The sequence below is a fragment of the Cognatundibacterium jejuense genome, from assembly GCF_014284255.1.
Taxonomy (GTDB): Bacteria; Pseudomonadota; Gammaproteobacteria; order Burkholderiales; family Burkholderiaceae_D; genus Undibacterium; species Undibacterium jejuense.
Genome location: NZ_JACOFV010000011.1, coordinates 73876 through 87880, shown reverse-complemented (window position 1 = coordinate 87880; position 14005 = coordinate 73876). Strand labels below are relative to the sequence as shown.

Below are 14005 nucleotides of genomic sequence, written 5' to 3'. Positions count from 1 at the left end.
CATGAATTTTAAATGTATCGGTTTCATACCCGACTTCCTGAGTCACCCGTTACCGATACATTCAGCACAAATTTAGATACGTTTCACAGCACGCCTTTTTTCCTCTTCATCGTATAACTCTTTTTTGGATAATTTTCCAACCGGCGTTTTCGGTAATTCTGCCCGAATTTCAATTTCTTGCGGCATTTCATGCTTGCCTAATTTGTCGCGCAAGAACTCTTTCAGTTCATCAAATAGCAGTGTACTTTGCCCGGCTTTGAGTTTAATAAACGCCTTCGCCGCCTGACCGCGATAATCATCCGGGATACCGATCACACTGACCTCAGCAACGGACGGATGCAGGTAAATCGCTTCTTCAATATTGCGTGGATAAACGTTAAAGCCACCAGATAAAATCATGTCTTTGGTACGATCCACAATGTATACAAAGCCATCAGCATCCATGTATCCAACATCGCCAGTACGGAAATAACCATCGTCCGTAAACGCTTCTTTAGTGGCATCTGACTTATTCCAATAGCCTTTCATAATATTGGCACCAGAGACACAAATTTCACCACGCTCGCCTAAACCTACATATTTCCCTCGCTCATCGATGCTTTCAAATTTAAAACTGATCCCTGGTGTCGGTAAGCCACATGAACCCGCTTTTCTCAGCCCACTGGCAGGTGTAAAAGTACCAGTAGGAGAGGTCTCTGTCATACCCCACCCCTCAAGCAAATTACACGAAGTCAATGACTGAAATTTTTGCAAAACTTGTGCGGGTAAAGGCGCACCGCCCGAATTACAAAACTTCAATGAACTCAGATCAAATTCGGCTATCTGCGGATGTTGAATAATCGCCGCATACATAGTTGGAACACCAGGGAAAACCGTGATTTTTTTTGCGGCTAATTCTTTAACGACAGCATCAACATCAAAGCGCGTATGCAGAACAATTTCTGCTCCCATGCGGATGCCGAATAGCATATCAACCGTCAGTGCGTAAATATGAAACAGCGGTAGTACAGCCAATACGCGTTCTTTGCCTTCTTCAAGTATGCGCGGCTCTACATTGGTGGTCTCTAAAATCTGGCTACATGCGGTTGTCAGATTCGCGTGGGTCAGCATTGCGCCTTTTGGCAAGCCCGTGGTGCCGCCCGTGTATTGGAGTACGGCGATGGTCTCCGCGGGATCGGTTTCTGCGATTGCCTGGTAACGACCATCATTATCGATCAGACTAGCAAATAGTTGATGTTGCGCGTCCAGTGGGATCGCGCTGAGCTGTCCTGCTTTTTGTAAATTAGCGTTGATAGCTTCCGGATATGGCGACATCTCAGCGACGTTACCCACGATGATTTTTTTCAGTCGCGTATGAGATAACATCCCTGCCATTTGCGGGTATAACATGACCATATCCAGGGTCACCAGCAAATCGGTCTGACTGTCTTCGATTTTATGTGCCAACACTTTTTCTGCATCAAGTGGCGAGTAGTTCACCACCGTTCCACCCGCTTGCAAAATCGCAAAAAAACAAATCACATAATGCGGCGTATTTGGCAAAAACAAGCCCACATGCACGCCAGGCTTGACGCCCAGTGACTGAAAACCTTTGGTCGCTTGATCAACCAGGTGTTGTAATTCACGATAGGTGATTTGCTTGCCCATGAACTCGAGTGCAACTTGATCTGCCCAGCGCGCTACAGCATCATGCAACAATGCTGGTACAGTGCTGACAGGTAAATTGGCATCCCAATGTACGCCTGCCGGATAAGATTTGACCCACGGTGTTTCGCTCATTTTTGTCTCCTGAATTTTTCATTTTTTTGGAAAATTAAGCACAACAAATCAATTGCAAATCTTTCTGAGGTTCTCTACGTAGCTTCCTGATTAGCACGCAGTGATATTTATAGCTTTTTGATGATACTCCCGAAATCTGATTTACTCTGCGGCTACTATCTTTAGATGTGTGCCATAACAAAAAAAACGACAAACCAACAGTCTGATATTGGCTTGTCGCATTCAACATGCGTTACTTATTGCTGGTATATTTTTTTAATTCCATCTTGCCGATCTGGTTTCTATGCACCTCGTCCGGTCCATCCGCCAGTCGCAGTGTACGCGCTTGAGCATACGCATAGGCCAAACCAAAGTCATCTGAAACGCCACCACCGCCATGCGCCTGTATCGCCCAATCAATTACTTGACATGCCATATTTGGTGCGGCGACTTTGATCATGGCAATTTCTTTGGCGGCAGCTTTATTGCCTACGGCATCCATCATTTGTGCCGCATTCAACACCAGAAAACGCGCCTGATCGATCAAGATGCGGGCGTTGGCGATGCGTTCCAGTGTCACGCCTTGTTCAGCCACACGCTTACCAAAGGCAATACGGGTCAAAGAACGTTTGCACATATCTTCGAGTGCCCGTTCAGCCAGACCAATCAAACGCATGCAGTGATGAATCCGACCCGGGCCTAAACGGCCTTGTGCGATTTCAAACCCACGGCCTTCACCAAGCAACATATTCGATGCTGGGACTCTGACATTGTCAAATAAGACTTCGCCATGACCATGTGGCGCATCATCGTATCCAAACACTGGCAAGGCGCGCAAAATCGTCACGCCTGGGGTATCGCGCGGTACGATGATCATTGACTGTTGCTTATGACGATCGGCATTCTGTGGATCACTTTTACCCATGAAGATGAATACTTTGCAGCGAGGATCATTGGCACCGGAAGACCACCATTTGCGACCGTTGATCACGTACTCATCGCCGTCGCGGCGAATTGACGCTTCGATATTCGTTGCATCTGAAGAAGCGACTGCAGGTTCTGTCATCGCAAAGCATGAACGAATTTCACCACGCAGTAGCGGCTTAAGCCATTGCTCTTGCTGCGCTGGCGTGCCATAGCGTGCGAACACTTCCATATTGCCAGTGTCGGGGGCCGAACAATTAAAGACTTCAGCCGACCACAATGCGCGTCCCATAATTTCGCATAACGGTGCGTATTCCAGATTGGTCAACCCTGCGCCATGGCCTGACTCTGGCAGAAATAAATTCCATAGCCCTGCATCTCTTGCCTTTGCTTTGAGTTGTTCGACAATCTTCGTCGCCACCCACGCGTCGCCCGCTTTACGATTGGCAGCAATCTCACCAAAAAATGTCGCTTCATTTGGATAAATATGCGCATCCATAAACGCCTTTAAGCGCGACTGCAAATCAATAACCTTAGGGCTGTATTGAAAATCCATGTGGTTCCTCTTTGATTAAATAAGATTCAAAAAAATGACGGCATCAACGTTTTGAAAAAATTGCGGCACTAAACATAGGTAATACACTTGGGGTCATTGAGCACCTCGAGGTGAGAGAAATTATTGAGATAAGCCAACGCCAATCGCTGCGCTTGCCCATCACGCTCTGGTTGAACATGAATACGCGTGACACCGCTATTGACTAAGGTCCAATTCAATTCAGAAAATTTGCTATCGGGTAAATGAAGAAGATGCTGGCAAATCGCAGAAATCGTACCGCCTGACGTAAAAACGGCAATGTTTTTGGCACCATCATTCAATGCCAATTGTTTTTGAAAAGCGGCAATACACCTATTCTGAAATGCATGCCAGGTTTCGGTATAGTCAGTATCAAACTGACCTGACATCCAGCGTGTAATAGCCGCAGAAAAGATGTCCTGAAATTCGCGCCCGGCATCGGGTTTGCTTTTTAAAAAATGTTTAACCACCGCAGGATCCTCGAATTCTGGCACATGTTTCACTAACACCTCATGGTGATGATATTCATTAAAGCCAGCATCGGTATGCCAGCCTGTCGTATCGAGCTTATCTTCTTCGCAATCAAGGAGGGCGGACATGCAAGCCAATGCTGTTTGCTGATGCCTGTGCAGGGCACCGGTAACAATACGATGCACAGAAAAGTCCCGTTCCGCCCACCATTTTCCTAACTGGCGTGACTGCTGCGTCCCAAGTTCAGACAATTGATCATAGTTCTGACTACCAAATGAGGCTTGTCCATGCCGTATCAGATACAGTTGCGCCATTGTATGTTCCACTTTCTTTTGAGTTCAAATTACCAATTGCTCAGCGTGCTGCTGATTTTCCACAGGTTAGCTACGGAGTGTAAGTCTGGGGATATAATTGATCAAATGAATAGTTGTTATCAAATAATATTAATTTCATGCATATATCTCGCGTTGATCTAAACCTGTTTATTGTATTTGAAGCCATTTATACAGAAGGCACGGTCACGCGTGCCAGTCAACAACTGAACCTCACGCAACCCGCGATCAGTCATGCGCTAAATCGCCTGCGCAGCATGTTCGATGATCCCTTGTTCGTACGTCAGGGAAATAGTATGGTCTCAACACCGCTGGCGCGCAGCATTATTGAACCTGTCCGACAAGCTTTACGCGGCTTAGAAATGACGCTGACCGATAACGGCAAATTTGATCCATCGCAGGCACGCAAGCAATTCAATCTGGGACTGCGTGATGTACTGGAATCGACAGTGCTACCACCAATCGTAGAAAGCATTACCCAACAAGCACCAGAAATTAATCTGGCGGCTTTTCAGGTTGAAAGGCGCGAATTAGCAAGCGAATTAGCAGCAGGTACACTCGACGTTGCGATCGATATGTTATTGCCCTTACCGCCTGAAATCCGACGGCAACAAGTCTCGCGAGATACCACCGTTGTGCTGGCTCGCAAAGACCATCCTTTAATTAAGCGCAACCTCAATTTAAAACAATATTTGGAAGCCGAACACATCCTCGCCAGTTCACGTCGTAAGGGTATGGGTTTGGAAGATTTTGAACTCAGCCGTTTAGGGTTACAAAGGCGCATACGCCTGCGTTGTCAGCATTATTTTGCCGCCTGCAGGGTCGTCAGCCAGAGCGATTTATTGTTGACCATGCCAGAAGCCTACGCACGTATCGTCAACCAACAATTTACCAATCAGATATTAGCCTTGCCTTTGACCATGCCCTCATGGGATGTCTATCTCTACTGGCATCAGAATTTGGATAGCGATCCGGCTAATTGTTGGCTCAGAGAGCAAATAATGCAGGCTTTTGGATAGCTTCTGAATAAAAATCGATGGCAAAGAAAGCAAAAAACCGCCAATTTAAAAGTTAGCGGTTTCTTTTATACCAGGATAGCGTCCAATATGCAGGCTACGACATGCTGGCTGACTTGATTTTCTCTGCTTATTTTTTCTTTTCTGGCTCATCAGGCAACAAGCAGGCATCGACAATTTGTAAATCATTATCTTTAGCAAAACTGACCACAAAATGATACGCCAGCGGTTCAATCTCACGAATGGCTTCATTCACGACCACAGAACGCACGCCATTTAACAAAATCGGACGGACGTAGGGTGAATACTGTAAATGCGAATTACGTCCACCATCAGGACTAAAACAAGACATGGCGCCACAAAGCCGCTCCGCCCAATCGCTAGGGCGGAACTGTTTTCCATCGCTGGTAATGCCTTGGATGAAAAATTCTTTAATTGGCTCAGAATGAATTTTATTGGAATCGGCCATGTGCTCGGCTCGCTGTGAAGCAAAATTGAAAAAAGCAAAATATCATTATGTGACACTCAGCTTTCTAGATAATCAGTATTATATCTTATAGAAGACTTGGATCGAAACCTCCGATACATTTTAATACGGTAACAATGCACCTTAAGCAAGACACGCACTCAATATAGTGTATTTTGACGCTTAGTAAAGCTCGCGCAATCAACGAAAAGCAAATTAAGGTAACAACCTGGCAATGACAAACAAAGAAGCCGCTTAAAAGCGGCTTCTTATTTCACTTTATCACCGATAACTTAAATCCAAATCGCAAACGAGAGCAACAGCAGCAACAACATCCATAGCAACAAAGCACGCCACACCAAACCAACGGCACTTTGCAAAGCCCGTGGCGATGCCTCTGCACCAGGCTGACTTTCTAATTCCAAACTATCAACATCGACGGCACTAGCATCGGCTTGCAGTACCATGGCCTTTTCTTCTGGTTCTCCCAGACGCACTCCTAAGGCGCCACCGCCAGCAGACAAAATAATACCGACCACTTCATCCGCCCAACGATCAGCATAGTTACGCCATGAATAAACCGCATCTTCAAAATTACCGACAACGGCAAATGCGACAGCAGTAAGGCGTGCAGGGATCCAGTCTATCCAATAAAACACTTTCGTCGCATAGATACCAAACTCTTCATTTTTCATGTGATCTGGTTCTGTCCAGGCACGCGCCAGATATTCTGCAACTCGATACATCACGGCACAAGCCGGACCTACTGGCATTAAAAACCAAAAAAACACACCGAACACATTCCTGTGCGTCGCAATTAATGCACTTTCTATCGTAATCCTGGAAATTTCGGACACATCCATATCACTGGTGTCGCGGTGCGTCCATTCAGCGAGAAAACGACGCGCAGCATCTTCATCTCCAGAACTAAGTGCCAGTTGTATCGACGTAAAATAGTGACTGTAGCGACGAAAACCGAGGGTCAGATAAACAATGATGACGTTCCAGATAAACGCTGCAAACGGACTAAAACGCAAACACAGATAATGAATCAAAGCTGTTGGCACAGTTAGTAAGCCCACCATAATCCACCAGCCCAAACGCCCGTGCTTGGCTTTTCCGGCATTAAACGACGCTTCAATTTTCGTCGCCAATGTCTGGATTTGCATGTAAATCACATTATCTGCACGCAAAGGTTTAAGCTGTTCGATCAGCAGGGCAAACAAGATAGAAAGAAATGTCATGGTAGGCTAGGCAAAAGTCGCGGCAAACGACAATGGTCAATGAGTTTGCTAATGCGGCAAGTGTAAACGGAATTGCGTAGATTATGAAGCTTTGTTCCGAAACGAAATACAAACTCGGTCGAAACTACATAGAATCACGACCAAAGCTCAGCAAAAAACATCATGCACGCAGAAAATGAAACAGGTTACGTAACATGCCTGCCGTTGCCCCCCAGATAAAATGCTGTTCATACGGCATAGCATAGAAGCTGCGCTGTCCACTACCATCCGGCATCTGAAATACCCGACGCTGGTGGTGCTGTCCATTCATCAAATACGCCAGTGGGACCTCAAAGACCGCCGCCACCTCAGCCGGATCAGTGATTAAGTCAAATGGTGGATGCACCAAGGATACGACAGGTGTCACCAGATAACCAGTGCCAGTCTTATACTCAGGCAGGTTACCCAGGATATCAATGTGCTTTCGAGACAGGCCAATTTCCTCCTCAGTTTCTCTCAACGCCGTTTCAATCGGGTTCACGTCACTGGTTTCAAATCGCCCACCAGGAAAACTAATTTGTCCTGCGTGATGATTCAAACTCGTCGCGCGTTGCGTCAGTAGCACCGTCAATCCACTCTCACGCAAAACCAGAGGTATCAATACCGATGCCGGACGAAATGAAAGATCCTTAAATAGACTTTCTTCCATCTGTATTTCTGGCGTCCAGACGGGCGCTTGTGCAAAACGTTGCTTTAAATGATCTGGCGTCAGTCTCACATGTGGCAAGGGCTCTTCGCTGGCCACTGATAGGATAGGTAAAATTTCCGGGTCAAAAATTAATTTGCTCACTGGGTTTCAATTCTGCATAGAAAAGGAAAATATACGGTTTACACAACAAGATAACGGTAGTGCATTACGATCAATTTGCGACTGCATTGGCGTCAATCTTCGTATTATGAACGAGTTATAGTGAACTGGGAGAATCAGTCAATAGGAAGATTAGATTTGTTTTGGCGGGTGTAACCGGTCATGTTTAACTCTTTCTTTAAACGTACCGCTGATCAAGGTCAGAATACACGGCAATCAAACAAAAAAAGGGATGCACAAGGCATCCCTTTTTTGAACAACGCAGGCAGATATTATTCTGCTTTTGCTGCTGCCACTTTACGTGCTGGCAATTTTTCTTTGATACGTGCAGATTTGCCTGAACGTTCACGCAAGTAGTACAACTTAGCGCGACGTACGTCACCGCGACGTTTCACTTCGATAGAAGCGATCAAAGGAGAATACAACTGGAATGTACGCTCTACGCCTTCGCCGGAAGAAATCTTACGAACGATGAAGTTAGAGTTCAAACCACGGTTACGACGGGAAATAACAACGCCTTCGTAAGCCTGTGCACGTTTACGTGTACCTTCAACAACGTTCACGCTAACGATGACTGTATCGCCAGGTGCGAAGTCAGGGATGTTTTTGCCGAGGCGAGCAATTTCTTCTTGCTCTAATTTTTGGATCAGATCCATTTTTATACTCCGATAACCATCTTGCCGACGCCGCAGACTAGGTCTGACTTCTGCCCGGTAGAGGATGGGGTTTAACATGCATACCGAGGTATGCGCTTTACATTCTTATTTGCAACGCAAATAAGAAAACTTGTATGACGAACACAAAATTATCCTGGCAAGGTATGACGACGAAGCAAGTACAAATGTACGGCCAAGAGCCATAACGCCGCTGGAACGATGTTGCGTATGTCCTGCTATAGACTACTATAGACTGCTTAAAAACTTTTCATCAGTGCGACTAAGCAAACCAGCCTCACGCGCAGCTTGAATTAAATCAGGTCGCTTTTGCACACTGGCTTCCAGTGCCCGCTGACGCCGCCATTTTTCAATCTCAGCATGATTCCCGCCCATTAACACAGCGGGGACTGCTAGTCCTTCGAAAACTTCCGGTCTGGTGTAATGTGGACAATCAAGCAGCACATTCACAAAGCTATCTTGCACAGCCGACATATCGTCATGCAATACACCTGGAATTTGCCGGATTACCGAGTCCATCAATGCCATGGCAGGTAACTCTCCACCAGACAAGACAAAATCACCAAGACTAATTTCTTCATCCACACAGGAATCCAGCAAACGCTGGTCAACTGCTTCATAACGGCCACACAATAACACCATGCCAGATAAATCTGCCATTTGCATAACACGTTGATGCGTCAGGCGCTTGCCTTGGGGCGATAAGTAAATCACTTTGGGTTCAGCCTTTCCCAAGGCATTCTGACGCGCTTTCGCTGCCTGAATCGCTTCTTGTAAGGGCTTCGCCAGCATGACCATACCTGGTCCGCCGCCGTAAGGTCTGTCATCCACAGTCCGGTGTCGGTCTGTGGTGAAATCACGCGGATTCCACAGCTTTAATTCGCACTTCTTTTGTTCAAACGCACGCCGCGTCACACCAGATTGGGTGATCGCTGCGAACATTTCAGGGAACAGAGTGATGACATCAAACTGCATAGCTATGCTTTCTGATTCCATCGGACTAATAATCTGTACCCCAGTCAACCTGTATTTTTCGCGCTTCCTGATTCACTTCTTTGACGAATTGATCGACAAAAGGAATTAATCTTTCATGCTTTTGCAACTCAGCTTCAGGAATATCGGCAGCTGCCACCCGTAAAATCGGATGCGCGCCGTTATCCATCAAATCTCTGACGATACCTAAGCTTTCGCCTTGCAAATTTTCAACTTGCAAGCCAACCAAATCTACCCAATAAAACTCGCCATCGGATAAAGCCGGGAATTGTTTGCGCGAAATTTTGACCGTTGCACCTCTCAGTGCTTCAGCCGCATTTCTATCTGTGACACCTGCCAGTCTTGCAACCACATCTTCGCCATGGATTTTTGCTTCCATACGTGCAATGTTTTGCAATTCAGGCTTATCTATCCACCAGTGCTTGGCAGAAAGCATAGCATCAGCATCTGGCGAGTAAGGACGAATCTTTACCCAACCATGAATGCCAAATGCTCCCGAGACATAGCCAACCAAGACTAAATCATCAGGAACATCGATTCCAACTGACATCGCGAGCAAACTATTAAGCTGCTGCTTTACCAGCTTGAGCAACCAGACGTGCAACTGCCGGAGACAATTGTGCGCCTACGCCTTGCCAGTAAGCCAGGCGGTCAGCTGCAACACGTACGGATTCTGCATTGCCAGTTGCTACTGGATTGTAAAAACCGATACGCTCGATAAAGCGACCATCGCGACGATTACGGGAATCAGTTGCAACGATGTTGTAAAAAGGACGCTTTTTTGCGCCACCACGAGCTAAACGAATAACGACCATAATATTTCCAAAAAATGTTCTAAACGCGGAAAAAGCTGTAGATTATAGCCCGCTTAAATCCAATCATGCAAGGATTATCAACGATTTCGACGACAAGCGTATGCTTTTCGCCCGTAACAGGCACATCGCGCTACAATCATGACTCTTCATTAACGATGAAATCGCCCTCAATGACGTCGCCACATAAAAATAAAACCATCACGACCCTCCTCGCCGTCCTGACTGGGAGTATCGGCGGACACCGATTTTACATGTATGGCAAAAGTGACAAATGGGGATGGTTGCATTTTTTATCATTGCCAATCTCTTTTATCGCCAGCCACTTGTTTATTGGCCAGCCCGGACTAGTCATATATAGCGCCCTCGTGCTGTCTTTTCTAGTCTCTTTATTGGAGGTGCTGATCATTGGCCTAACTCCCGATGAAAAATGGGATGCGCGACATAATAAGCTGTCTGAACACCCAAGTGAGTCTTCCTGGCCGCTGGCATTGATTCTGGTATTCACCGTCGGCTTCGGTGCCATCGCACTGATTGGCACAATCGCCCGCGCTTTTGACCTGTTTTATACCGGTGGGGCTTACGGATAAATTCAGATCAATACGACTTACAAAAAAAACGACCCAGAGAATATTTCAATGGGTCGTTTTTTTTGCACGTCATCGCAATGTAGCTGGGGCGATTTTTCGAAAGCACACCCAACGGAATCCCGTAAAGCCATTCCAACAAGGCGCGACGACGCAGACAGTGCTTCAGCACGGAAAGGAGTCGCAGCGCCGTTGGGGCGGCTTTTCGAATGGACGACTTAGAATTGGTCGACAGGGAGACCTAATACCCCGGCACTACCACTCACAATCGCTGAACGTAAACCTTGTGCAGCAGACAAAATATGATCAGCAAAGAAACGTGCTGTAACGATTTTTGCCTGATAGAACGCCGCATCACCCTCACCTGCTTGCAATTTTTTGTGCGCAATCAATGCGGCACGCGCCATTTGCCAGCCGCCTAAAACGATACCTGCCAGTTTCAGATACAACACGCTACCTGCAAATACGGCTTTGATATCTTGCTTCACGTTGGCAACAACGAAGTTAACAACATCTTCCAACGCTGCTGAACCCAAAGCTAATTGTGCTTGAATAGCCAACATATCAGGCGTGCCAACGGCTGCCAATTCCGCTTCAACAGCGCGTACTTGAGCAATCAACGCTTTCGCAGTTGCGCCACCATCACGCACGGTTTTACGACCGACTAAGTCATTTGCCTGAATCGCTGTCGTACCTTCATAGATAGTCAGAATTTTGGCATCACGGTAATGCTGAGCTGCACCTGTTTCTTCTATAAAGCCCATACCGCCATGCACTTGCACACCAGTTGAAGTTACATCGAGTGACATTTCTGTGGACCAGCCTTTAACGATAGGTACCAGATATTCATAGACTGTCTGATTTGCTTTACGTGTTTCTGGGTTTTCATGATGATGGGCCACATCACTCAAAGCTGCCGCTACGTAGGCCAGGGAGCGAGCGCCCTCGGTCTGAGCACGCATAGACATCAGCATACGACGTACGTCTGGGTGATGAATGATAGAAACAGGACCAGCAGAACCAGCCAGATCGCGCGATTGCACGCGATCACGCGCATACTGCACGGCTTTTTGATAAGCGCGCTCAGCAACACCGATACCTTGCATACCAACGCCAAAGCGTGCGGCGTTCATCATGATGAACATGTATTCAAGACCACGGTTTTCCTCACCAACCAGCGTACCGATAGCACCACCATGATCACCAAACTGCAATACCGCTGTCGGGCTGGCTTTGATACCCAGTTTGTGTTCGATGGATACGCAATGCGCATCGTTACGTGCACCTAAGCTGCCATCAGCATTGACGAGGAATTTAGGAACGATGAACAGAGAAATACCTTTCACACCTTCTGGTGCGTCCGGTGTGCGAGCCAATACCAGATGAACGATATTTTCTGCCATATCATGCTCACCGTAAGTGATGAAAATCTTGGTACCAAACACTTTGTAAGTACCATCACCTTGTGGAACAGCACGGCTACGCACCATCGCCAGATCAGAACCAGCTTGTGGTTCAGTCAGATTCATAGTACCCGTCCATTTACCAGAGATCAGGTTTTCAAGGTAAATCGCTTTTTGCTCATCGCTACCAGCTGTCAATAAAGCTTCGATGGCGCCATCCGTTAACAATGGGCACAGTGCGAAAGAAATACTAGCGGAATTGAGCATTTCTATGCATGGCGTAGCAACCAATTTTGGCAAGCCCTGACCACCAAATTCTTGCGGATGCTGTACACCTTGCCAACCGGCTTCACCAAATAATTTAAACGCTTCTTTGAAGCCTTTGGTAGTAAATACCTGACCATCTTGCCAGTAGCTAGGCGCTTTATCGCCTTCCCAATTGAGGGGCGCAACTACTTCGCCTGCAAACTTGGCGTTTTCTTCCAAAACCGCTTCGACTGTTTCTGCTGTTGCGTCTTCACAGCCTGGTAAAGCATTGACTTCAGACAGACCTGCGAGTTCATTAATCGCAAACAACATGTCTTTTACAGGTGCTACATAACTCATAGTATTTCCCCAAAAATAGTTAAGACTGACGCAAAATGGTTCTGGCAAAAGCGTGGCGCGGGGCCTGCTTTTTTAAGCAATTTGAACATGCTTATTGAGAGCAATTTTGTATCAAGCTTGAATACGAGCCCCAACAAAGAAAAGCCCATAAAAAAAGACAGAACGAGCAATGTGTCACAACAACAAACTGTTTGCTGTTAATAGCGCGACAAACGACTCATTCTGTCCTGTTCAGATCAATAAATTGATCGGCAATTGCTGGCAATAACTGCTGATTAACCTAATTCAGCAACTAGTTGCGGTACGATTTCAAACAAATCGCCAACGATACCGTAGTCAGCAACCGAGAAAATTGGTGCCTCTGGGTCTTTGTTGATGGCGACGATCGTTTTGGAATCTTTCATACCAGCCAGATGCTGAATTGCGCCAGAGATACCGACAGCGATATACAGTTGTGGCGCAACGATCTTACCGGTTTGACCAACTTGCCAGTCATTTGGTACAAAGCCAGCATCGACGGCTGCACGGGACGCACCCATTGCCGCGCCCAAACGATCAGCCAATGGCTCAAGCACTTTAAATGCATCGCCAGAGCCCATACCACGACCACCAGAAACGATGACTTTAGCAGCAGTCAATTCTGGACGATCAGATTTAGCCACTTCACGCGAAACAAAAGCAGATTTGCCAGAATCAGCAACCGCAGCAATCGTTTCTACAGCAGCGGAACCACCTGTCGCTGCAGCAGCATCAAAACCTGTTGTACGTACAGTAATCACTTTCACTGCATCAGTAGATTGCACAGTGGCAATCGCATTACCTGCGTAGATTGGGCGCTCGAAAGTATCTGGAGAATCAACTTTAGTGATTTCAGAAATTTGTGATACGTCCAGTTTAGCTGCCACGCGTGGCAGAATGTTTTTTCCGTAGGCTGTTGCAGGAGCCAAAATATGGCTGTAAGAACCAGCAATCGCCAGAACTTGTTCAGCAACATTTTCTGCCAGACCGTCAGCGAAGTACGCTGCATCAGCATGCAATACTTTGCTGACGCCAACAACTTGTGCTGCGGCTTGAGCCACTGCGCCAGCATTAAAGCCAGCAACCAGAACATGTACATCCGCGCCACATTGTGCAGCAGCAGTGATGGTATTTAAAGTGCTGCCCTTGAGGCCAGCGTTGTCGTGTTCAGCGATGACGAGTGTAGTCATGATGTTTTCCACTTAGTAAATCACCAGCAACTTGGTCTGGTGAAAAATTATTCGTAAATATTCTCAGCGAAACTAAAAAAGAAGCCAAAA

General features: G+C 46.6%; 14 protein-coding genes. 2 read left to right on the top strand and 12 right to left on the bottom strand.

Going from position 1 to position 14005, the window contains the following annotated elements; genetic code table 11:
- Positions 1 to 72 precede the first annotated feature (72 nt).
- The 3 genes from H8K32_RS12675 to H8K32_RS12665 form a co-directional block, all read right to left on the bottom strand.
- On the bottom strand, positions 73 to 1779 hold the full coding sequence (locus tag H8K32_RS12675) for a long-chain-fatty-acid--CoA ligase (protein ID WP_186912902.1): 1707 nt from the start codon (positions 1777 to 1779) through the stop codon (positions 73 to 75).
- Between the two features lie 232 nt (positions 1780 to 2011).
- The gene (locus H8K32_RS12670) at positions 2012 to 3238 is read right to left on the bottom strand and encodes an acyl-CoA dehydrogenase family protein (RefSeq protein ID WP_186912901.1); all 1227 of its coding nucleotides are present in this window, start codon (positions 3236 to 3238) and stop codon (positions 2012 to 2014) included.
- Positions 3239 to 3306: 68 nt separating this feature from the next.
- Entirely contained in the window at positions 3307 to 4041 is a 735-nt protein-coding gene (locus tag H8K32_RS12665; RefSeq protein WP_186912900.1) for a histidine phosphatase family protein, read from the bottom strand.
- 137 nt (positions 4042 to 4178) lie between these two features.
- Between H8K32_RS12665 and H8K32_RS12660 the strand changes: the two genes are divergently transcribed.
- Complete coding sequence (locus H8K32_RS12660; RefSeq protein WP_186912899.1) at positions 4179 to 5078, top strand: LysR family transcriptional regulator; 900 nt, start codon at positions 4179 to 4181, stop codon at positions 5076 to 5078.
- Positions 5079 to 5205: 127 nt separating this feature from the next.
- On the opposite strand, the gene H8K32_RS12655 is transcribed toward H8K32_RS12660, so the two are convergent.
- From H8K32_RS12655 to rpsP, 7 genes are all read right to left on the bottom strand, one after another.
- On the bottom strand, positions 5206 to 5544 hold the full coding sequence (locus tag H8K32_RS12655) for a DUF3579 domain-containing protein (protein WP_186912898.1): 339 nt from the start codon (positions 5542 to 5544) through the stop codon (positions 5206 to 5208).
- Between the two features lie 290 nt (positions 5545 to 5834).
- Positions 5835 to 6785: a CobD/CbiB family protein gene (locus tag H8K32_RS12650; RefSeq protein ID WP_186912897.1), complete on the bottom strand. Its 951-nt coding sequence runs from the start codon at positions 6783 to 6785 to the stop codon at positions 5835 to 5837.
- A 160-nt stretch (positions 6786 to 6945) separates the two neighbouring features.
- Positions 6946 to 7614: a CoA pyrophosphatase gene (locus H8K32_RS12645; protein ID WP_186912896.1), complete on the bottom strand. Its 669-nt coding sequence runs from the start codon at positions 7612 to 7614 to the stop codon at positions 6946 to 6948.
- Positions 7615 to 7904: 290 nt separating this feature from the next.
- A complete protein-coding gene (gene rplS / locus H8K32_RS12640; protein WP_186912895.1) occupies positions 7905 to 8288 on the bottom strand; it encodes a 50S ribosomal protein L19 in 384 nt (127 codons plus the stop codon).
- 246 nt (positions 8289 to 8534) lie between these two features.
- A complete protein-coding gene (gene trmD, locus H8K32_RS12635; protein WP_186912894.1) occupies positions 8535 to 9281 on the bottom strand; it encodes a tRNA (guanosine(37)-N1)-methyltransferase TrmD in 747 nt (248 codons plus the stop codon).
- 25 nt (positions 9282 to 9306) lie between these two features.
- On the bottom strand, positions 9307 to 9849 hold the full coding sequence (gene rimM, locus H8K32_RS12630; protein WP_186912893.1) for a ribosome maturation factor RimM: 543 nt from the start codon (positions 9847 to 9849) through the stop codon (positions 9307 to 9309).
- A gap of 13 nt (positions 9850 to 9862) precedes the next feature.
- Positions 9863 to 10114, bottom strand: a complete 252-nt coding sequence (gene rpsP / locus H8K32_RS12625) for a 30S ribosomal protein S16 (protein ID WP_186912892.1) — start codon at positions 10112 to 10114, stop codon at positions 9863 to 9865.
- 170 nt (positions 10115 to 10284) lie between these two features.
- Between rpsP and H8K32_RS12620 the strand changes: the two genes are divergently transcribed.
- On the top strand, positions 10285 to 10701 hold the full coding sequence (locus H8K32_RS12620; protein WP_186912983.1) for an NINE protein: 417 nt from the start codon (positions 10285 to 10287) through the stop codon (positions 10699 to 10701).
- Positions 10702 to 10916: 215 nt separating this feature from the next.
- Here the strand turns inward: H8K32_RS12620 and H8K32_RS12615 are convergent, their stop codons facing one another.
- Both H8K32_RS12615 and H8K32_RS12610 read right to left on the bottom strand, forming a co-directional pair.
- Entirely contained in the window at positions 10917 to 12707 is a 1791-nt protein-coding gene (locus tag H8K32_RS12615) for an acyl-CoA dehydrogenase (RefSeq protein WP_186912891.1), read from the bottom strand.
- Positions 12708 to 12982: 275 nt separating this feature from the next.
- Positions 12983 to 13915 (bottom strand): electron transfer flavoprotein subunit alpha/FixB family protein, encoded by a 933-nt coding sequence (locus tag H8K32_RS12610; protein WP_186912890.1) that lies wholly within the window; start codon positions 13913 to 13915, stop codon positions 12983 to 12985.
- Between the last annotated feature and the right edge of the window lie 90 nt (positions 13916 to 14005).

Bases quoted from the DNA above. Each gene is read 5' to 3' on its own strand.
- H8K32_RS12675 (WP_186912902.1), bottom strand. From the start codon at position 1,779: ATGAGCGAAACACCGTGGGTCAAATCTTATCCGGCAGGCGTACATTGG.
- H8K32_RS12670 (WP_186912901.1), bottom strand. From the start codon at position 3,238: ATGGATTTTCAATACAGCCCTAAGGTTATTGATTTGCAGTCGCGCTTA.
- H8K32_RS12665 (WP_186912900.1), bottom strand. From the start codon at position 4,041: ATGGCGCAACTGTATCTGATACGGCATGGACAAGCCTCATTTGGTAGT.
- H8K32_RS12660 (WP_186912899.1), top strand. From the start codon at position 4,179: ATGCATATATCTCGCGTTGATCTAAACCTGTTTATTGTATTTGAAGCC.
- H8K32_RS12655 (WP_186912898.1), bottom strand. From the start codon at position 5,544: ATGGCCGATTCCAATAAAATTCATTCTGAGCCAATTAAAGAATTTTTC.
- H8K32_RS12650 (WP_186912897.1), bottom strand. From the start codon at position 6,785: ATGACATTTCTTTCTATCTTGTTTGCCCTGCTGATCGAACAGCTTAAA.
- rplS (WP_186912895.1), bottom strand. From the start codon at position 8,288: ATGGATCTGATCCAAAAATTAGAGCAAGAAGAAATTGCTCGCCTCGGC.
- trmD (WP_186912894.1), bottom strand. From the start codon at position 9,281: ATGCAGTTTGATGTCATCACTCTGTTCCCTGAAATGTTCGCAGCGATC.
- rimM (WP_186912893.1), bottom strand. From the start codon at position 9,849: ATGTCAGTTGGAATCGATGTTCCTGATGATTTAGTCTTGGTTGGCTAT.
- rpsP (WP_186912892.1), bottom strand. From the start codon at position 10,114: ATGGTCGTTATTCGTTTAGCTCGTGGTGGCGCAAAAAAGCGTCCTTTT.
- H8K32_RS12620 (WP_186912983.1), top strand. From the start codon at position 10,285: ATGACGTCGCCACATAAAAATAAAACCATCACGACCCTCCTCGCCGTC.
- H8K32_RS12615 (WP_186912891.1), bottom strand. From the start codon at position 12,707: ATGAGTTATGTAGCACCTGTAAAAGACATGTTGTTTGCGATTAATGAA.
- H8K32_RS12610 (WP_186912890.1), bottom strand. From the start codon at position 13,915: ATGACTACACTCGTCATCGCTGAACACGACAACGCTGGCCTCAAGGGC.